17 protein-coding genes are annotated in these 19,531 nt (G+C 70.0%); all 17 read left to right on the top strand.

All coding sequences use genetic code 11. The annotated features are described in order from the left end of the window. Positions 1–336: 336 nt before the first annotated feature. The 17 genes from mraZ to HQ312_RS21500 all read left to right on the top strand — a co-directional run bounded on the left by mraZ (position 337) and on the right by HQ312_RS21500 (position 19,497). Positions 337–768, top strand: a complete 432-nt coding sequence (gene mraZ / locus HQ312_RS21580; protein WP_027505841.1) for a division/cell wall cluster transcriptional repressor MraZ — start codon at positions 337–339, stop codon at positions 766–768. Between the two features lie 201 nt (positions 769–969). Next, on the top strand, positions 970–1,974 hold the full coding sequence (gene rsmH / locus HQ312_RS21575) for a 16S rRNA (cytosine(1402)-N(4))-methyltransferase RsmH (RefSeq protein ID WP_222641555.1): 1,005 nt from the start codon (positions 970–972) through the stop codon (positions 1,972–1,974). Continuing rightward, the gene (locus HQ312_RS21570; protein WP_261782552.1) at positions 1,971–2,771 is read left to right on the top strand and encodes a hypothetical protein; all 801 of its coding nucleotides are present in this window, start codon (positions 1,971–1,973) and stop codon (positions 2,769–2,771) included. The genes rsmH and HQ312_RS21570 overlap by 4 nt, the downstream gene beginning before the upstream one ends. Then, positions 2,768–4,684 (top strand): penicillin-binding protein 2, encoded by a 1,917-nt coding sequence (locus HQ312_RS21565; protein WP_082544520.1) that lies wholly within the window; start codon positions 2,768–2,770, stop codon positions 4,682–4,684. Before HQ312_RS21570 ends, HQ312_RS21565 begins: the two co-directional genes overlap by 4 nt. A 203-nt stretch (positions 4,685–4,887) precedes the next feature. Further along, on the top strand, positions 4,888–6,468 hold the full coding sequence (locus HQ312_RS21560; RefSeq protein ID WP_308123954.1) for a UDP-N-acetylmuramoyl-L-alanyl-D-glutamate--2,6-diaminopimelate ligase: 1,581 nt from the start codon (positions 4,888–4,890) through the stop codon (positions 6,466–6,468). Further along, positions 6,465–7,916, top strand: coding sequence for a UDP-N-acetylmuramoyl-tripeptide--D-alanyl-D-alanine ligase (gene murF, locus HQ312_RS21555; protein WP_027505846.1), 1,452 nt, complete (start codon positions 6,465–6,467; stop codon positions 7,914–7,916). Before HQ312_RS21560 ends, murF begins: the two co-directional genes overlap by 4 nt. Beyond that, on the top strand, positions 7,913–8,992 hold the full coding sequence (gene mraY / locus HQ312_RS21550) for a phospho-N-acetylmuramoyl-pentapeptide-transferase (protein WP_027505847.1): 1,080 nt from the start codon (positions 7,913–7,915) through the stop codon (positions 8,990–8,992). Before murF ends, mraY begins: the two co-directional genes overlap by 4 nt. A 7-nt stretch (positions 8,993–8,999) precedes the next feature. After that, complete coding sequence (gene murD / locus HQ312_RS21545) at positions 9,000–10,490, top strand: UDP-N-acetylmuramoyl-L-alanine--D-glutamate ligase (protein WP_222631438.1); 1,491 nt, start codon at positions 9,000–9,002, stop codon at positions 10,488–10,490. Beyond that, on the top strand, positions 10,487–12,046 hold the full coding sequence (gene ftsW, locus HQ312_RS21540; protein ID WP_222641538.1) for a putative lipid II flippase FtsW: 1,560 nt from the start codon (positions 10,487–10,489) through the stop codon (positions 12,044–12,046). Before murD ends, ftsW begins: the two co-directional genes overlap by 4 nt. Further along, positions 12,043–13,164 (top strand): undecaprenyldiphospho-muramoylpentapeptide beta-N-acetylglucosaminyltransferase, encoded by a 1,122-nt coding sequence (gene murG / locus HQ312_RS21535; protein WP_027505849.1) that lies wholly within the window; start codon positions 12,043–12,045, stop codon positions 13,162–13,164. Before ftsW ends, murG begins: the two co-directional genes overlap by 4 nt. Further along, positions 13,161–14,636 (top strand): UDP-N-acetylmuramate--L-alanine ligase, encoded by a 1,476-nt coding sequence (murC, locus tag HQ312_RS21530; RefSeq protein WP_222641536.1) that lies wholly within the window; start codon positions 13,161–13,163, stop codon positions 14,634–14,636. The genes murG and murC overlap by 4 nt, the downstream gene beginning before the upstream one ends. A gap of 14 nt (positions 14,637–14,650) precedes the next feature. Next, a complete protein-coding gene (locus HQ312_RS21525) occupies positions 14,651–15,442 on the top strand; it encodes a cell division protein FtsQ/DivIB (RefSeq protein WP_082544518.1) in 792 nt (263 codons plus the stop codon). Positions 15,443–15,616: 174 nt separating this feature from the next. Further along, positions 15,617–16,798, top strand: a complete 1,182-nt coding sequence (ftsZ, locus tag HQ312_RS21520) for a cell division protein FtsZ (RefSeq protein WP_222641528.1) — start codon at positions 15,617–15,619, stop codon at positions 16,796–16,798. A gap of 2 nt (positions 16,799–16,800) precedes the next feature. After that, the gene (pgeF, locus tag HQ312_RS21515; protein WP_027505853.1) at positions 16,801–17,526 is read left to right on the top strand and encodes a peptidoglycan editing factor PgeF; all 726 of its coding nucleotides are present in this window, start codon (positions 16,801–16,803) and stop codon (positions 17,524–17,526) included. Then, on the top strand, positions 17,523–18,248 hold the full coding sequence (locus HQ312_RS21510) for a YggS family pyridoxal phosphate-dependent enzyme (protein WP_222641526.1): 726 nt from the start codon (positions 17,523–17,525) through the stop codon (positions 18,246–18,248). Before pgeF ends, HQ312_RS21510 begins: the two co-directional genes overlap by 4 nt. Positions 18,249–18,329: 81 nt before the next feature. After that, complete coding sequence (locus HQ312_RS21505) at positions 18,330–19,037, top strand: cell division protein SepF (RefSeq protein WP_027505855.1); 708 nt, start codon at positions 18,330–18,332, stop codon at positions 19,035–19,037. A gap of 181 nt (positions 19,038–19,218) precedes the next feature. After that, positions 19,219–19,497: a YggT family protein gene (locus HQ312_RS21500; RefSeq protein WP_027505856.1), complete on the top strand. Its 279-nt coding sequence runs from the start codon at positions 19,219–19,221 to the stop codon at positions 19,495–19,497. The last annotated feature ends 34 nt before the right edge of the window (positions 19,498–19,531 follow it).

Here is a 19,531-nt window from a genome sequence, read left to right as displayed (position 1 = left end):
CCCAGATCCCCACCACGCCCCACCCGGCACCCCTGGCGACTCCGCCGCGCGCGGTCACCCGGGCCCGTGACGCGCGAACGTGCCGTTCGACCTGCAATTATCCGGTTCACGGGGGTCGCGGAACGGTGGGGGACACCTCCACTACGCGCACGTGGGTCCTCCCGCTGCCGGACCGACTTCGCTGCTCTTTGTGCGTGCGACCTGGCCCTTTAGTGAGGAGTCACTGAAATGTTCCGCCGTGTCGATTGAATGTGGGGGAAAGTGGGGTAATGTGGCGGACAGCGGGGATCGATGGAGTCCCGCGAACTGCACGACACAGGGTCGAGGAGGTGCCGAGTGTTTCTCGGTACCTACACGCCCAAGCTCGATGACAAGTTTCGACTGACGTTGCCGGCGAAGTTTCGCGAAGACCTGGCGGGAGGAGTGATGGTGAGCAAAGGGCAGGACCACAGCCTGGCCATCTACCCCCGTGACGTGTTCGCGGAGCGGGTGGCGAAGCTGTCGAAGGCCTCGCGGTCGAACCCGCAGGCGCGCGCGTACATCCGCAACCTCGCGGCCGGTACGGACGAGCAGCGGCCGGATTCGCAGGGTCGCATCACCATCGGGTCCTCGCACCGCGAGTACGCGGCGCTGTCGAAGGACTGCGTCGTCATCGGCTCGATGGATCATCTCGAGCTGTGGGACGCCGCGTCGTGGGAGCGGTACTCGCAGGAGCACGAAGAAGATTTCTCGCAGGCAGTGGACGAATCGCTCATGGACATGTTGTAGCCACACCCGGCCGGCGGCGAGTGCCGCGTGGCCTCTGCCCGAACCGGGCCTTGACGTACTTCCCCAACGCCAAGTACCGGTCGGACCCTGACGTACTTCCCCAACGCCAGGTTCCACTGTCGGACAGAGACCTCGACGCACTCACCGCTCCACCTGGCACGACACACAGCTCGAATGCGAATCAGGCGGGAGATCACCACCATGGCGGAGGACGAGCAGGCATCCGCCTCGCCTTTCTCGCACGTTCCGGTCCGTCTTCCTCGGGCCGACGAACTTCTCGGACCGGCGTTCGTCGCCGCTGCTGCGAACGACCGCGATCCCGTCTACATCGACGCCACTCTCGGCCTCGGCGGTCATGCCGAACACTTCCTCACCGCGTATCCGCGGTTGCGTCTCGTCGGTCTCGACCGCGACCCGGACGCGTTGGCCATGGCCGGAGAACGGCTGGCTCCCTTCGGTGACCGCGTCTCGCTGATCGCGACCACGTACGACGGTATCGAGGACGCGCTGGCGTCGGTCGGCCTCGGCGCGACGGACAGCGTCGACGGGATCCTCTTCGATCTCGGCGTCTCGTCGATGCAGCTCGACTCCGCCGATCGTGGCTTCGCCTACTCCGTGGACGCACCGCTCGACATGCGGATGGATCCCACGACGGGTCGGACCGCCGCGGACATCCTCAACACCGCGTCGCACGGTGAGATCGCCCGCATCCTCAGCACGTACGGCGAGGAACGCTTCGCCGGCCGCATCGCCTCGGCGATCCTGCGCCGCCGGGAGACGGAACCGTTCGTCACCAGCGGGCCTCTCGTCGAACTGCTCTACGCGAGCATCCCGGCCGCGACGCGTCGCACCGGCGGACATCCGGCGAAGCGGACCTTCCAAGCACTGCGGGTGGCGGTGAACGAGGAACTCGACTCGTTGCGAGACGCCATCGCCCCGGCTCTCGACTCGCTGGTCGTCGGGGGACGCATCGTCTTCATGTCCTACCAGTCGCTCGAGGACCGGGTGGTCAAGCAGGAGCTGACACCGCGCACCCGGTCCACCACTCCGGAGGGGCTCCCGATGGAGCTGCCGGGAAGCGGACCCGAGTTCCGGCTGCTCACTCGCGGCGCCGAGAAGGCCTCGCAGGACGAGATCGACGACAACCCCCGCGCGGCTCCGGTCAGACTGCGCGGCGCAGAACGCATTTCCAGGAGGTCGTCATGAGTGTTCCGGTGGACGTGACCGGATCGGACGGCAACCGCCGCGCCGGGTCCTCGCTCGAGACGGTGCGCGCACCGCGGCCTCCCGCTCGCACGGGCGCGGCCAAGCGCGCGTACGACAAGCGTCGCCAGCGTGCGATGTCCCACGAGTCCGACCCGCGCGCGCATCGACCCACCCGATCCGTCGCGGCTCGGATCCCGTTCGTGGCCAGCATCATCGGGCTCCTCGCCATCGGACTCGCCTCGACACTGCTGTTGAGCACACGCGCTGCGGAGGATTCGTACCTGCTCAGTGCGGGGCGTGCCACCAACCAGGAGCTGACGGAACGGGCCGCCGCGCTGCAACGTGACGTGGAGACAGCGAACTCGGCTCCCGAGCTGGCCCGTCGCGCGACCGCACAGGGAATGATCCCGACGAAGGACGTTCCGCGACTGGTGGTCCTGCCGGACGGCGTCGTCCAGGTGATCGGTACGCCGGCACCGGCCGCCGGTCCACCGGCTCCCGACTTCGCGGCCGCCACCCCGTCGGGCGGTGCGGCGACTCCGAGTGCGCGCCCCGGGGCACCCGCGTCCGGCGGGGAGGCGCTCACTCCCGTCGGTCGCCCCGGTACGTCGCCGAGTGCGTCCGCGACCCCGACCACGTCGGCACCGGCAGCATCCACCACGCCGGCCCCCACGACGACCGCGCCCGCGGCACCGACGACCACGCCGATGCCCGAGAATGCTGCGCCGCCGCCTCTTCCGGCTCCCGCCGCCGCGGTGGGCGAGCAGCAGGTACCCATCGCAGGAGGCGCTCGGTGACCACTCGACAGCCGTACCGGAGCACTGGCCGCGACCACGGCGACCCACGCGCTCGGCCGGCCACCGGCTCCGGTCCTCGCGGTCCTCGTCCGCCGCGTCGACAGGGTCCACGCAAGTCCGAGACGTTCGACTTCCGGTTCCGCTACGGCCGTTTCGCGATGTTCGCGATCCTGGGCGTCGCGACGCTGCAGTTGCTGTGGATCCAGGGCATCGACGCCCCGTCGCTGTCGGCGCAGTCGGCCAGTCAGCGCACCACCACCATCGTCGACCCGGCGACACGAGGGTCCATCACGGACCGGGACGGCAATCCCATCGCGTTCACGATGGAGGCGAAGGCGCTGACCTTCCAGCCGCAGCGAGTGCGTGTGGAGCTCGAGGAGGCGAAGGCGAAGGACGACACGAAGCCGGATCCGGACGATCGCATCCGCGAGGTCGCTGCCGGTGTCCACGGCATCCTGGGCGACCTGGTGTCGGAGAAGGACCTTCTCGACAAGATGACCGGATCCTCGTCGTTCGAGTACCTCGTGCGCAGCATCGATCCCGCCGTCGCGGCGACCATCGCCGAGCAGTACCCCGAGGTCGGCCTCGAGCGGCAGGACATCCGCGAGTACCCGGGTGGGGCGCTCGCCGCCAACATCGTCGGGGCGACCGGCTGGGACGGCCACGGCCTGCTCGGCCTCGAGGACTCCCTCGACCCGGTGTTGGCCGGTACCGACGGCTCCCGCACCTACGACCGCGGCAGCGACGGCGCGGTGATTCCCGGTAGTTGGCGCGACCAGCAACCCGCCATCGACGGCTCGAACGTGGAGCTGACGCTCGACAGCGACATCCAGTACTACGTTCAGCAGCAGGTCCAGCAGGCCAAGGATCTGTCGGGCGCCAAGAACGCGTCGGCCGTCGTCCTGGACTCGCACACCGGCCAGGTGCTGGCCATGTCGAACGACGGCACCTTCGACCCGGCCATCGGCGTGGGCAACAACTCGCCGACGGCGCAGATGGGCAACCTCGCGGTGTCCAGCCCGTTCGAGCCGGGATCGGTGAACAAGATCGTCACGGCGGCGGCCGCCGTCGAGGACGGTCTGACGAACCCCGACGAGGTGCTGCAGGTTCCCGGCAGCATCACGATGTCCGGTGCGACGGTCAAGGACGCCTGGGATCACGGCGTCGCGCCTTACACGACCACCGGTGTGTTCGGTAAGTCCTCCAACGTGGGCACGCTGATGCTCGCGCAGCGGGTCGGCGAGGATCGCTACGCGGACATGCTGGACAAGTTCGGGCTGGGACAGCGCACCGACGTGGGCCTGCCCGGCGAGAGTGCCGGCAGTGTCCCGGCCCGCGACCAGTGGTCCGGCGGCACGTTCGCGAACCTCCCGATCGGGCAGGGCCTGTCCATGACCCTGCTGCAGATGACCGGTATGTACCAGGCGATCGCCAACGACGGCGTGCGCATCCCGCCGCGCATCGTGTCGGCGACCGTCGGCAAGGACGGTCAGCGCACCGCGGAGCCGCAGCCCGAGGGCGTGCCGGTGGTCAGTGCCGACACCGCGCGCACCGTGCGCGACATGTTCCGGGCCGTCACGCAGAACGACACCGGCAACCAGCGCGGCACCGGTGTCGCCGCCGGTATCGAGGGATACCAGGTCAGTGGCAAGACCGGCACCGCGCAGCAGGTCGATCCGGAGTGCAAGTGCTACTCCAACTCGAACTACTGGATCACCTTCGCCGGCATCGCGCCGGCGGACGATCCGCGCTACGTGATCGGCATCATGCTCGACGCCCCGACCCGCAGCTCCGACGGATCGGGCGGGCAGTCCGCCGCTCCGCTGTTCCACTCGATCGCGTCCTGGATGCTGCAGCGTGACGCGGTGCCGCTCTCGCAGGAAGGTCGTCGGCTCCTCCTGCAGGCGGACTGATCCGTCGACGGTGCAGGGCGTTCACCTGCACCGGGGCGGACTTCGCCATGGCACGTCTCGTGGCGTGCCGACTCGCCGGTAATCTGATGCGTCGGCCGCCGACCACCGGTCGGCGGCACTCGCATGTTCGGCGCCGAGGCAGTCACCGCACCGGCCTGAACACCCACCGTCCGCCCGTCACCACAGCAGAGGAGCGTCTCGAAGTGCCCAGCTCGACTCTCCGCCCGCAGCGGCCCACGGTCACGTCGGCGACCGAGCTGGCCGGAGAGATCGGTCTGCGCCACGGAGTGCTCGTCGACGGTGCGCTGGTCGACGCGACGGACGACGTCGGCGTCACGGGCATCGAACTGCGCGCGCAGAGCATCCTGGCGGGCGATCTCTTCGCGGCCCTGCCGGGCGCTCGGTCGCACGGCGCCGCCTTCGCGGGCGAGGCGCTCGAACGCGGAGCGGTCGCCGTGGTCACCGACGACGAGGGTGTGGCCCTCATGATCGGTTCCGGCGTGCCCGACGGCACTGCCGTCCTGGTGCATCCGCAGCCCCGCTCGATCCTCGGCACGCTGTCCGCGGCGGTGCACGATCGGCCGTCCGCCAAGATGACGGTCATCGGCATCACCGGCACCTCGGGGAAGACCACCACGTCCTATCTGGTGGAGGCGGCGCTGCGCGCTGCCGGACGCACTCCCGGGCTCATCGGCACCATCGAGACCCGTATCGGCACCGAACCGGTGCCGTCCGCGCTGACCACGCCCGAGGCTCCGAATCTGCACGCGATGTTCGCGGCGATGTACGAGCAGGGGGTGGACACGGTCGTCATGGAGGTGTCCTCCCACGCGCTGTCCCTCGGCCGGGTCGACGGCACCACCTTCGCGGTGGGCGCGTTCACGAACCTCTCGCAGGACCACCTCGACTTCCATCTCACCTTCGAGGACTACTTCGCGGCCAAGGCCCGGTTGTTCGCCGAGGACTCGCCGGTCCGCGCGGATCGCGCCGTCGTCTGCGTCGACGACCGGTGGGGCCGGCGCATGGCGGAGATCGCGGCGGCCGGTGGCCGAGCCGCCCCGCTCACCGTGGCGACCACGACCGAGGGGACGGCCTCCTGGGCGGTGACGTCCTGGTCGTCCGGGCCGGACGGCACCCAGCAGTTCGAGGTCGCCGCACGGGACACCGTCGTGTCGGCGTCACTCCGGATGCCGGGGCGCTACAACGTCGCGAACGCCGTGGTCGCCGCCGCCGTGTGCGCGGAGGTCGGGGTGGATCCGGCGGTCGCCCTCGCCGCGATGGCCGAGGTCGACGTGCCCGGCCGCATGCAGCGCGTCGAGCGTGGTCAGAACTTCCTGGCCGTCGTCGACTACGCCCACAAACCCGCCGCACTCGAGGCGGTGCTGGCCACTCTGCGCGCTCAGACCGACGGCCGCATCGCCGTCGTCGTCGGCGCCGGGGGAGACCGCGACGCCGAGAAGCGGCCGCTGATGGGCGAGGCCGCGGCGCGCGCCGCAGACCTGGTCGTCATCACCGACGACAACCCCAGATCCGAGGACCCGGCCGCCATCCGCGCGGCCGTTCGGCGAGGCGCCGACGCCGTCGGCGGTAGCGCCGAGGTGCGCGAGATCTCTCCGCGCGACGAGGCGATCCACGCCGTGGTGCAGTGGGCGAAGGACGGCGACGTCGTCCTGATCGCCGGCAAGGGCCACGAGGTGGGGCAGGACGTCGGCGGCATCAAGTACCCCTTCGACGACCGCCGTGTGCTCGCCGACGCCCTCGACCGACAGAAAGGCTCGATGTGATCCGACTGTCCCTGTCCGCCGTCGCGGACATCGTGGAGGGCACACTGCACGACGTCCCCGATCCCTCCGTGGAGATCACCGCCGGCGTCGAGTTCGACTCCCGGAAGATCACCGAGGGCGGACTGTTCCTCGCTCTGCCCGGCGAGCGCGTGGACGGCCACGATCATGCCGCCGGTGCCGTCGCCGCCGGTGCCGTCGCGGTGCTCGCAGCGCGGCCGGTGGGCGTTCCCGCCATCGTCGTCGAGCACGAGGACGGACCCGGCGCGGCCGTTCTGGACGCACTCGGGAAGCTGGCCGCGGCGTCCGTCGCCGAACTGGCCGCCGGCGATCTCACCGTCGTCGGTGTCACCGGAAGCTCGGGGAAGACATCGACCAAGGATCTGATCCGCGCGGTGCTCGAGCGTGCGGGCACCGTGGTCGCACCGCCCGGCTCCTTCAACAACGAGCTCGGGCATCCCTGGACCGTGCTGCGCGCGGACGCCTCGACACGGTTCCTCGTCCTCGAGCTGTCGGCGCGGGGACGCGGCCACATCGCCGCGCTGGCCGCGATCGCACCGCCGCGGATCGGTGTGGAACTCAACGTCGGCACCGCGCACCTCGGCGAGTTCGGCTCGCGCGAGAACATCGCCGAGGCCAAGTCCGAACTGGTGCAAGCGCTTCCGGCTGCGGAGGCCGGTGGTCTGGCGATCCTCAACGCCGATGATCCGCTGGTGGCAGCGATGGCGTCGAAGACCACCGCTCGCGTCGTCACCTACGGGTCGGACACCAGTGCCGACGTCCACGCGCTGGACGTCCGCCTCGACGAGACCGCGCGCGCGTCGTTCACCATGGTCACGCCGTCGGGGAGCGCTCCGGTGTCGCTGCTGGTCCACGGCGAGCACCAGGTGGGCAACGCATTGGCGGCGGCGGCCGTCGGCCTGGACTGCGGCATGGACGTCGAGACCGTCGCGGCCGCGCTGTCGGGCGCGGAGGCCGCCTCGGCCCGGCGCATGGACGTGCGCACGCGCGCCGACGGCGTCACCGTCGTCAACGACTCCTACAACGCCAACCCGGATTCGGTACGCGCCGCGCTGAAGGCGCTCGTCACGATGGCGCGCAGTGGCCGCGACAGGGGTCGGCGGTCCTGGGCCGTGCTGGGTGAGATGGCCGAACTCGGCGACGAGTCGGTGATCGAGCACGATCGGATCGGGCGCCTCGCGGTGCGTCTGGCCGTCAGCAAGATCATCGTCGTGGGAACGGGTCGCCCGTCGCACGGGCTGTACCAGGGTGCCGTCATGGAAGGGTCCTGGGGCGAGGAGGCCCACCTGGTTCCCGATGCCGACGCCGCGATCGCGCTGCTGCGCGACGAGGTTGAGCCGGGTGACCTGGTGTTGGTGAAGGCGTCCCAGTCGGTGGGGCTGTGGACCGTCGCGGAGGCATTGCTGAGCGAGCAGGGGGAGACTCGGTGAGACAGATTCTGTTCGCGGGCGGTATCGCGCTGGCGGTGGCGATCCTGCTGACGCCCGTGTTGATCAAGGCGTTCTCGAAGCAGGGGTTCGGCCAGGAGATCCGGGTCGAGGGTCCTGCGAGCCATCAGTCCAAGCGCGGCACGCCCACCATGGGCGGCGTCGCGATCCTCGCCGGTCTGTGGGCCGGCTACTGGGGCTCGCACCTCATCGGCATCGGCTACGACGCGGACGGGCCGTCCGTGTCGGCGCTCCTGGTGCTGGGTCTGACGACGGTGCTGGGCGTGGTGGGCTTCCTCGACGACTTCATCAAGATCCGCAAGCAGCGCAACCTCGGACTGAACAAGACGGCCAAGCTGGTGGGTCAGCTGTTCGCCGCGGTGATCTTCGGTGTCCTCGCACTGCAGTTCAACGGTGCCGGCGGACTGACGCCGGGCAGCGTCCAGCTGAGCTACGTGCGCGACATCGCGACCGTCTCCATGGGCGGCATCGTCTTCATCCTGTTCTGCTACCTCCTCGTCAGTGCCTGGTCCAATGCGGTCAACCTGACCGACGGCCTCGACGGACTCGCGGCCGGATCGATGACCCTGGTGCTGGGTGCGTACACCGTCATCACGTTCTGGCAGTACCGGCAGGCGTGCACCACGAGTCCGGGACCCGGCTGCTACGACGTCCGTGATCCGCTCGACCTGGCCCTGATCTGTGCCGCTGCGGCGGGTGCGTGCATCGGCTTCCTGTGGTGGAACGCGGCGCCCGCCAAGATCTTCATGGGCGACACGGGCTCGCTCGCGCTCGGTGGCCTGCTCGCCGGCCTGTCCATCGTCACCCGGACCGAGCTGCTGATGGTCGTCATCGGTGCGCTCTTCGTGGCCGAGGCCGCGTCCGTCGTGATCCAGGTGGCGGTCTTCCGGTCGAGCCGCCGACGAGTGTTCCGGATGGCCCCGTTCCATCACCACTTCGAGCTCGGAGGATGGGCCGAGACGACGGTGATCATCCGTTTCTGGTTGTTGGCCGCCATCTCGTCGGCAGTCGGACTGGCTCTGTTCTACAGCGAGTACCTCTCGGCGATCGGCGACTGACGTGGTGTTGCACGATCCCCGCGAACCCCTCACGTCACCGCTCGACCTCCGGGGTCGCCGGGTTCTCGTCGCCGGTGGTCGGGTGTCCGGCCGCGCCGTGATTCCCGCGCTGCTCGAGGTGGGAGCCTCGGTGACGGTGGCCGACTCGGACACGTCCTCACTCGAGGCCTGCGCCGATCTCGGCGTGGACACGGTGTCGATGGACGCGATCGCCACCGACCGCGACGCGGTGGCCGAGAGCGCCCTCGTCGTCACCAGCCCGGGATTCCGCCCCGATTCGCCGTTGCTCACCACCGCGCTCACGGTCGGCGTGCCGGTGTGGGGCGACATCGAGTTCTCCTGGCGTATCGATCAGGCCGAGGTCTACGGGCCGCCGCGCACCTGGTTGGTGGTCACCGGGACCAACGGCAAGACCACGACGACGTCGATGCTCGCGGCCGTCCTCGACGCGGCGGGAGTGGCGTCCGCGGCGTGCGGCAACATCGGCGTACCGGTCGTGGACGCGCTGCGGCGCGACCCCCGGGCGGACGTGCTCGCCGTGGAACTGTCCTCCTTCCAATTGTTCTGGGCGCCGTCGGTGCGACCGGCGGCCGGAGTGGTGCTCAACATCGCCGAGGACCATCTCGACTGGCACGGCGGCATGGAGGCCTACGTCCAGGCGAAGCTCCAGGCGCTGCACGGCGACGTCGCCGTGGTGGGGCTGGACGACGCGATCGCGTCCACGCTGCGAGCGCGCGCCGCGGCTCCGATCACGGTCGGGTTCACTGCGCACGACCCTGCTGCCGGCGATGTCGGTGTCGTGGACGGCACGATCGTGGACCGCGCGTTCGGTGACGCCGAGTCGCTGGTGGAGACGGACGCCATCGAACCCGCAGGGCCCGCGGGACTGCAGGATGCGCTCGCCGCGGCGTCGCTCGCGCGCGCGGCCGGGGTCTCGGCCGAGCACATCGCGGCCGGTCTGCGGTCGTTCCGCGTCGGACCGCACCGCGCCGCCGTGGTGCGTGAGCTCGGTGGGGTGCTGTTCGTCGATGACTCGAAGGCCACCAATCCGCACGCCGCGAGGTCGTCGATCCTCGCGCACGAGCGCGTCGTGTGGCTCGCGGGCGGTCTGCTCAAGGGCGCGGAGGTCGACGATCTCGTCGCCGAGGTCGCCCCGCGGCTCGTCGGTGCCGTGGTGTTCGGCCAGGACGGCGACGTGATCGCGGCAGCACTCGGGCGACACGCGCCGGATGTGCCCGTGGATCGGGTGCCGTCGGGAGACGATGCTGGAGTGGCCGATGCGACTGATGTGACTGACGGTGACGAAGTGATGGCACAGGCGGTGCGAGCAGCCGCGCGCCGCGCCGAGCCGGGAACCACCGTGCTCCTGGCACCCTCGACCGCCTCGTTCGATCAGTTCCGGGACTACGGGCACCGCGGCGACAGCTTCGCCGCCGCCGCCGCGAGCCTCGGCCCGCACGATCTCGCTCCCACCGCCGACCACGGCACGCCGGCATGAGCCCGGCCCGCGGCGCCACGACACCCCCGTCGCGCGCCGGCGGACCCGTGACCGAGCCGGTCACCGCCGCCCGCCCCGGCCGTACGGCTCCGCGTCGACGACCCGTCCGCGCGAAGTTCGAGACATGGGTGGACCGGCCCCTCGCGTCCTTCCACCTCATCGTCACCGTGGCGGCACTGCTCACCATCCTCGGACTCGTCATGGTGCTGTCCGCGTCGTCCGTCGAGGCCTACGCCGAGGACGGTTCCGCGTACACGATGTTCACCCGGCAGGCCATCTTCACCGTGGTCGGCCTGGTGCTCTTCGTCGTGGCGCTGCGCCTCCCCATCCGGATCCTGCGCAAGATGTCGTTCCCGATGTTCGTGGTGTCGGTGATCTTGCTGGTGCTCGTGCTGATCCCCGGCATCGGAACGGTCGCGCAGGGCACCCGCGGATGGTTCACCATCGGCGGAGTCGGCCTCCAGCCGTCGGAGATCTCCAAGGTGACCTTCGCCGTGTGGGGCGCGCACCTGCTGGCGTCGCGCCGGGCGGAGCGTGCCGACCTCAAGGGTCTGCTGATTCCCCTGGTGCCCGCCGCGATGGTGATCTTCTTCCTCATCGTGATGCAGCCCGACCTCGGTACCACCGTGGCCCTGGGCATCATCCTCATGGCTCTGCTGTGGTTCGCGGGTCTGCCGGTCAAGGTGTTCGGATCGGTCGTCGGCGGCCTCTTCCTGGCGGCGGTGGTGCTCGCCCTGACAGCCGGGTACCGCTCCGCGCGTATCCAGCAGTGGCTGAACCCCGGCAGCGACCCGCAGGGCACCGGGTACCAGTCGCGGCAGGCGCTGTACTCCTTGGCCGACGGTGGGTTGTTCGGTCTCGGCCTGGGTCAGAGCCGAGCCAAGTGGAGCTATCTTCCCAACGCGCACAACGACTTCATCTTCGCGATCATCGGCGAGGAACTCGGCCTGGTCGGGTGCATCGCGGTCATCGGACTGTTCGGGCTGCTGGTCTTCACGGGCCTGCGCATCGCGGCGCGGGTGCCCGATCCGTTCATGAAGATCCTGGTGGCGACGTTCACCGTCTGGATCCTCGCGCAGGCCGCCATCAACATCGGCTACGTCATCGGGCTCCTGCCCGTGACGGGACTGCAGTTGCCCCTGGTGTCCGCGGGCGGAACGTCCACCGCCATCACACTTCTGGTTCTCGGGCTGCTCGCCAACATCTCGCGACACGAGCCCGAGGCGGTGGCCGCACTCGCGTCGGGTCACGACGGGAAGTTCGGCAGACTGCTCAGACTGCCGGTGCCCGAGCCCTACTCGCCGGTCAAGGCGTCGCAGGCGCGAGGCGGACCGCGTGGTCCGGGCCGACCGGGGGTGGCGGGACCCGCTGCGCGCCAAGCGTTGCCGCCACAGGCGCGACGACGCGAGTCCGAGTCCCGCGCGGCACGCCCCGCTCCCGAGCGACACTCGTCCGGACGCCCGTCCGCGCGGGATCCCCGACGGGGCGCCGCGGACATGGCACGCAGCGCCGCTGCCCGCGACGCACGATCACGAGAACGGAGACATCACCGGTGACAGGCTCTTCCGGCGTGTCCGTCGTCGTCGCCGGCGGCGGCACGGCGGGACACATCGAACCAGCTCTCGCAGTGGCCGACGCCCTGCGGGAGCTGGACCCGTCGATACGGGTGACGGCACTCGGAACCGAACGCGGGCTCGAGACGACGCTGGTACCCGCCCGCGGTTACGAGTTGGCACTCGTTCCGCCGGTGCCGTTGCCGCGCAAGCTGACCCGGTCGCTGTTCGCGTTGCCGGCGAACGTCGTGCGATCGGTCCGCGCCACGCGTGCGGTCCTGCGCGACGTCGACGCCGACGTGGTGATCGGCTTCGGCGGGTACGTCGCGCTGCCGGCCTACCTCGCCGCTCGCGGCACGGTGCCCGTGATCGTGCACGAGGCGAACGCGCGGGCCGGTATCGCGAACAAGGTGGGCGCCCGCCTGGCGACGAGAGTCCTCGCCGCCGTCGCCGGCTCCGGGATCCACGGCCGCGGGTCGTCGGAGGCCGAGATCGTGGGCATCCCCGTCCGGCCGACCATCACCGAGCTCGACCGGGCCGGACTGCGCGCCGAGGCGCGTGCGCACTTCGGACTGCCGCAGCACGGTCCCGTGCTGCTCGTGTTCGGTGGGTCGCAGGGCGCCCGATCGCTCAACCTCGCCGTGTCCGGCGCGTCGGCCGCACTCGCGGCCGCCGGCGTGTCGGTGCTCCACGCGCACGGCCCGAAGAACACCCTCGACGTCGCCACGGCCGATCCGGACGCCCCGTACGTGGCGGTGCCGTACCTGACCCGCATGGACCTCGCCTACGCCGCCGCCGATGCCGTCGTGTGCCGGTCCGGCGCGATGACCGTCGCGGAGGTCTCGGCCGTCGGTCTGCCCGCCTTCTACGTACCCTTGCCCCATGGCAACGGGGAACAAGAACTCAACGCGGGCCCGATCGTCGCGGCCGGCGGTGGTGTCGTGATCGCCGACGCCGACCTCACGCCGGAGTTCGTGGCCACCGACGTGGTGTCGCTGCTGACCGATCCCGATCGCGTGTCGGCCATGAGTGCGGCCGCCGCGGGCGCGGGTCATCGAGGCGCCGCCGCGGAGGTCGCGCGCATCGTTCTCGAGGTCGCCGGACGAGGTGGTCGGGCATGACGCGACACACCGTCGACGCGACCCTGCCGCCCGAACTGCAGCGCGTGCACATGGTCGGCATCGGGGGAGCGGGCATGTCGGGGATAGCCCGGATCCTGCTCTCGCGCGGTGGCCAGGTGTCGGGCTCCGACGCCAAGGAGAGTCGCGGCGTGAAGGCGCTGCGCGCCCGCGGTGCCCAGATACGGATCGGGCACGACGCGTCGGCGCTCGACATGCTCGAAGGCGGCCCGACGGCGTTGGTCACGACGCACGCGGCCATCCCGAAGACGAACCCGGAGCTGGTCGCGGCCGCCGAGCGTGGTGTGCCCGTCCTCCTGCGTCCGGCCGTGCTCGCCTCGCTGATGAAGGGTTTCCGCACCGTCCTGGTGTCGGGGACGCACGGCAAGACCTCCACCACGTCGATGCTCGTCGTCGCGCTGCAGCACTGCGGTGCGGATCCGTCCTTCGCCGTGGGCGGCGAGCTGAACGAAGCGGGAACCAACTCTCATCACGGCACCGGCGAGGTCTTCGTCGCGGAGGCGGACGAGAGCGACGGGTCGCTGCTGCAGTACGACCCCGACGTCATCGTCGTCACCAACGTGGAGGCGGATCACCTCGACTACTTCGGCAGCGAGGACGCCTACGTCCAGGTGTTCGACGATTTCGCCGCTCGTCTGTCCGCCGGCGGTGCCCTGGTGGTGTGCACGGACGACCCCGGGTCGCGGGAGCTGGCGCGTCGGGTCGCCGCGAAGGCGACCGACGGTGTGCGGGTTCTGACGTACGGCTCCGAGGACGCGCAGATCGACGGCGCCGAGGTGTCCGCGACGCTGCTCGGGTGGGAGCCCGAGGACACCGGCGGCGTGGTGCAGTTCCGGCTGGCCGGCGAGGACCGTGCCCGCACCGTGCGCCTGGGTGTGCCCGGCCGGCACATGGCGCTGAACGCGCTGGCCGCCATCGTCGCCGCGCGCGAGACCGGGGCCGGAGTCGACGAGATCATCGAGGGGCTGGCCGGGTTCGCCGGTGTGCACCGACGGTTCCAGTTGCAGGGCCGTGAGCGCGGCGTGCGCGTGTTCGACGACTACGCCCACCATCCCACCGAGGTCCGCGCGGTGCTCGGTGCCGCGGCGGACCTGGTGCGCACCGCGGACACCGCGACCCCCGGTCGCGTGATCGTCGTGTTCCAGCCCCACCTGTACTCGCGCACGGTGACCTTCGCGGACCAGTTCGCGGCCGCCCTGGATCTGGCCGACGAGGTGGTCGTGCTCGACGTCTACGGCGCGCGCGAGGAGCCGGTTCCCGGTGTCAGCGGAGCGACGGTGGCCCGGTCGGTGACCAAGCCGGTGCACTACCAGCCCGATCTGTCCGCCGTGCCGCGTCAGGTGGCGCACCTGTGTGTCGCCGGCGACATCGTGGTGACGATGGGCGCGGGCGACGTGACCATGCTGGGAAGCCAGATCCTCGACGCTCTCCGCTCCACCCCGGCGCGGCGCTGAGTTCGGGACGTGACATGGCAGGACGACAGACCGTGAACGCGCGCGGTACCGGCCGCACCCGACCCGCGGCCACACCGCGTCGTGTCGGTGCGGAGCGGTCGACGCGGTCGCGCACGTCGACGCGGGCGCCGGCGCGCGAACCGCGTGTCGGTCGCCGCGGCAAGCTGTTGATCCTTCTCGCGCTCGTCGCCTCGGTCGCCTTCGTGGCGGTGTCGTACTTCGGTCCGCTGTGGGCGGTCTCCTCCGTGCAGGTGAACGGCAACGCCGCGGTCTCTCGCGAGCAGGTCGTGCAGACGCTGCAGGTCGCGGAGGGGACACCCCTGCCGAGAGTGGACACGGATGCTGCCGCGGCGCGGGTCGCCGCCATCCCGAAGGTCGCGTCGGTCCGGGTCCAGCGCGTGTACCCGTCCACGGTGCGGGTCACGGTCGAGGAGCGCGTTCCCGTCGTCTTCTTCGACGCGGCGGACGGTACCCATCTGATGGACGCCGAGGCCGTCGACTTCGCGGTGGAACCGCCCCCGCCCGGGGTGGTGCGCATGGTGGTGGCCAGCCCGTCCTTCGGCAACCTCGAGACCCGTGCGGCCCTGTCGGTGCTCACCGCGCTGCCCGGTCCGCTGCGATCGCAGGTGGCACAGATCGACGCGCCGACCATCTCGGCGGTGTCGTTGACGTTGTACGACGGCCGGGTCGTGGTGTGGGGGAGCAGTGAGGACACGGAGTACAAGGCGTCCATCGCTCTGCCACTGCTCACGCAGCCGGGTCAGACCTACGACGTGTCGAGTCCGGATCTGCCGACCATTCGGTGACGGTGACGTCCCACATATTTTTCCTGCGCGTGTCGGCGCGCCTAATGGAACCCGCCGAGCGGTGTCTCTAGCGTTTCACCCAGTCGATCACTTGACATAACTTTGAACCTATGGTTCAGGTTGAGGGTTTGCCTCGACTGCATCATGCACACCAACCACGGAAGGCGAGAGCCCATGACGCCCCCGCACAACTACCTCGCCGTAATCAAGGTCGTCGGCATCGGCGGCGGCGGCGTCAACGCGGTCAACCGCATGATCGAGCAGGGACTCAAGGGAGTCGAGTTCATCGCGGTCAACACGGACGCGCAGGCGCTGCTCATGTCGGACGCCGACGTCAAGCTCGACGTCGGTCGCGAACTCACCCGAGGCCTCGGCGCGGGTGCCGATCCCGAGGTGGGCCGCAAGGCCGCCGAGGATCACAAGGACGAGATCGAAGAGGTGCTCAAGGGTGCCGACATGGTGTTCGTCACCGCGGGCGAGGGTGGCGGTACCGGCACCGGTGGAGCCCCCGTCGTCGCGAGCATCGCGCGCAAGCTCGGCGCCCTCACCGTCGGTGTGGTGACACGCCCGTTCTCCTTCGAGGGCAAGCGGCGCGGCGGTCAGGCCGACGTCGGCATCCAGGGTCTGCGCGAGTCGTGCGACACCCTCATCGTCATCCCGAACGACCGGCTGCTGCAGCTCGGCGATGCGGCCGTCAGCCTCATGGACGCGTTCCGCTCCGCCGACGAGGTGCTGCTCAACGGTGTCCAGGGCATCACCGACCTCATCACCACTCCCGGCCTCATCAACGTGGACTTCGCCGACGTCAAGGGCGTCATGTCCGGTGCGGGCAGCGCCCTCATGGGCATCGGGTCCTCGCGCGGCGAGGGGCGCGCCATCAAGGCGGCCGAGTCGGCCATCAACTCGCCGTTGCTCGAGGCGTCCATGGAGGGTGCACGCGGAGTGCTCCTCTCCATCGCCGGCGGTTCCGATCTCGGTCTGTTCGAGATCAACGAAGCGGCATCGCTGGTGCAGGAGGCCGCGCACATCGACGCCAACATCATCTTCGGCACCGTGATCGACGATTCGCTGGGCGACGAGGTGCGCGTCACCGTCATCGCCGCCGGTTTCGACGGCAGCGGTCCGGCCCGTCGCCCCATCGAGGCACCGCAGAGTCAGTCTCGCGGCGCCACCGTGGGAACGGCTCGCGCGGGCGAGACGCGTATCGAGGACGACGGTCCCGCCGTCTTCCGCGACGCGCCGTCCTCGTCTCTTCCCCCCATCGGCGAGCGCGCCGCGCGTGCCACCGGACATCCCGTCCGGGTGGAGGACGAGGGCGACGACGATGTGGACGTGCCCTCCTTCATGCGTCGGTGAGCATCTCCGACCGCGGCTACCGTGTCCGGCGCGTGACGACGTCACGCGCCGGAGGCGTGTCCGAACCGCCCTACGATTCCTTCAATCTCGGTGATCACGTCGGTGACGACCCGGCGCACGTGGAGGCCAATCGGCGTCGTCTCGCCGAGAAGATCGGTCTGTCTCCCGAGCGTCTCGTGTGGATGGACCAGATTCACGGTCGATCCGTCGCGACGGTGGACGGACCGGTCTCCGGACCGGTCGAGGCCACCGACGCCCTCGTCACCACCCAGCGCGACCTCGCGCTCGTCGTCCTGGCCGCCGACTGCGTGCCGCTCCTGTTGTCCGACGATGCCGCGGGCGTCGTCGCCGCCGTTCACGCCGGCCGCGTCGGTGCTCGGATCGGCATCGTCCCGCGCGTTCTCGACGCCATGGTGGCCGCGGGCGCCGCCGTCTCCCGGATCGAGGCGTTCCTCGGCCCGGCGGCCGGGGGAGACGACTACGAGGTGCCGCGCACCATGCAGATCGACGTCGAGACCCACCTGCCGGGCAGCGCGACGCGTACTCGCAAGGGCACACCCGGTCTCGACATCCGGGCGGGCCTGCGTCGCCAGTTGCTCGAGGCCGGCGTCGCCGGAGTGGCCGCGGATCCGCGCGAGACCATCACGGACCGTTCGCTGTTCAGCCACCGCCGGGGGTCGCCCACGGGGCGGCACGCCGGTGTCGTGTGGATGGACACGACCTCGTGACCGCGCCGGACGATCGGCGGACGTATCTCGAGGACCATCTCGCCGAGGTCCGCGATCGGCTGTCGCGCGCCTGTGCGGCCGCGGATCGCGCACCCGATTCCGTGACCCTGCTTCCCGTCACCAAGTTCTTCCCGGCCACCGACGTCGCACTGCTGCGTGAGCTCGGGTGCACCGAGTTCGGCGAGTCGCGCGAGCAGGACGCGTCTCCCAAGGTCGCCGAGATCGGCACCGACGGTGTGCGCTGGCACATGATCGGCCGCCTGCAGCGCAACAAGGCGAAAGCTGTTGCCGCCTGGGCACATGCGATCCACTCGGTGGACACCGACCGTCTGGTCACCGCACTCGGCAAGGCGGTCGCGGGTGCGGTGGACAACGGTGACAGGACTGCGGATCTGGACGTCTACGTGCAGGTGAGTCTGGACGGTGACACGCATCGCGGAGGCGTGGACCGCGAAGACCTGGAGGCACTCACCGCGCAGGTGTCCGAGACCTCGGGTCTGCGACTCGCCGGGCTCATGGCGGTGCCCCCGTTGGGTGCGGACGCCGACGCGTCGTTCGAGGATCTGCAGCGTCTTCACACGCAGGTCCTCGCCTCGCATCCGGGCGCGACCGGACTCTCGGCCGGGATGACGGGCGACCTGGAAGAGGCTGTCCGACACGGGTCCACGTGTGTGCGTGTCGGAACCGCAATCCTCGGTCCACGGCCGATAACCTCGCCTTGACGACATGAACACCATCGTCACCACGGACTTACTCCAGTCACACGAGTACCAGCCACACCGCCACGCCAGGAAGGTCGACCGATGAGCACGTTGCACAAGTTCAAGGCTTACTTCGGCATGGTCCCACTCGACGATTTCGAGGACGACTACCTCGACGACACGGATGCGCCCGTCGCATCCCGGTCGTCGCGTGGCGGATACGGAAAATCGATGGACGACCATGACTACGCCGATCGCGACTACGCCGAGCCGGCGTTCGTCGGTGGTCGCCGGGACGAGGACGACGACTACGAGCGTCCCGAGCCCCGGCACAGCGCTCGGGTGGCGCCGCTGTCGTCGCGCTCCGGTGGCGGATCCCGCTCCGGCGGCGCGATGCGCACCTCCACCCGCGGCGCCCTCGCGATGGACACTCGCATGGACCCGCACTCGGAGCTGCGTCGCAGCGAGCCCCGTCACGCCGAACCGCGCGTGTCCGACCGCCGCCAGGCCGCACTCGACGACGGGGGCCCCATGTCGACCATCACCACGCTGCGTCCGCGCGACTACAGCGAGGCGCGCACGATCGGCGAGCGCTTCCGTGACGGCACGCCCGTCATCATGGATCTGGTCGAGATGAGCAACGCCGACGCCAAGCGCCTCGTCGACTTCGCCGCGGGCCTCGCGTTCGCGTTGCGTGGTTCGTTCGACAAGGTCGCCACGAAGGTGTTCCTGCTCTCACCGGCAGACGTCGACGTCTCCGCCGAAGAGCGTCGCCGGATCGCCGAGACGGGCTTCTACAACCAGCAGTGACGTCTCACACGGCGCGGTGGGCCGGTCTCGCGGTGCGAGATGGCCTCCCCGTGTCGCGAGATGGCCTCCCCGTGTCGCGAGATGGCCTCCCCGTGTCGCGAGATGGCATTGTGGTGTCGTGCGTGATCAGAAAGTTGTGTCGGTGTCGGTCTCTCCTGCGTCTCGCAGGACGGTGAGCTGAGTGTTCGCGGTCCTGTACTTCATCCTCTTCGTCTTCTGGCTGTTGCTCATCGGCCGGATCATCGTCGAGTTCATCCGTTCGTTCGCACGTGACTGGCGTCCGACGGGTGTGGTCGTGGTCGTACTCGAAGCGATCTTCACGGTCACCGATCCGCCGGTCAAACTGCTGCGGCGCATCATCCCGCCACTGAATCTGGGCGGTGTCCGGCTCGACCTGTCCATCATGGTGCTGCTCTTCATCGTCTTCATCCTGATGCGCGTGGTGCAGGGCGTCGGCTGACGGTGAGTTCCGTCGACGGCGACAGTGTCCCGTG

The sequence above is a fragment of the Rhodococcus sp. BP-316 genome, assembly GCF_019836105.1.
Classification (GTDB): Bacteria; Actinomycetota; Actinomycetes; order Mycobacteriales; family Mycobacteriaceae; genus Rhodococcoides.
The sequence above is the reverse complement of the archived record's forward strand: the minus strand, read 5'-3'. Positions and strand labels throughout refer to the sequence as shown.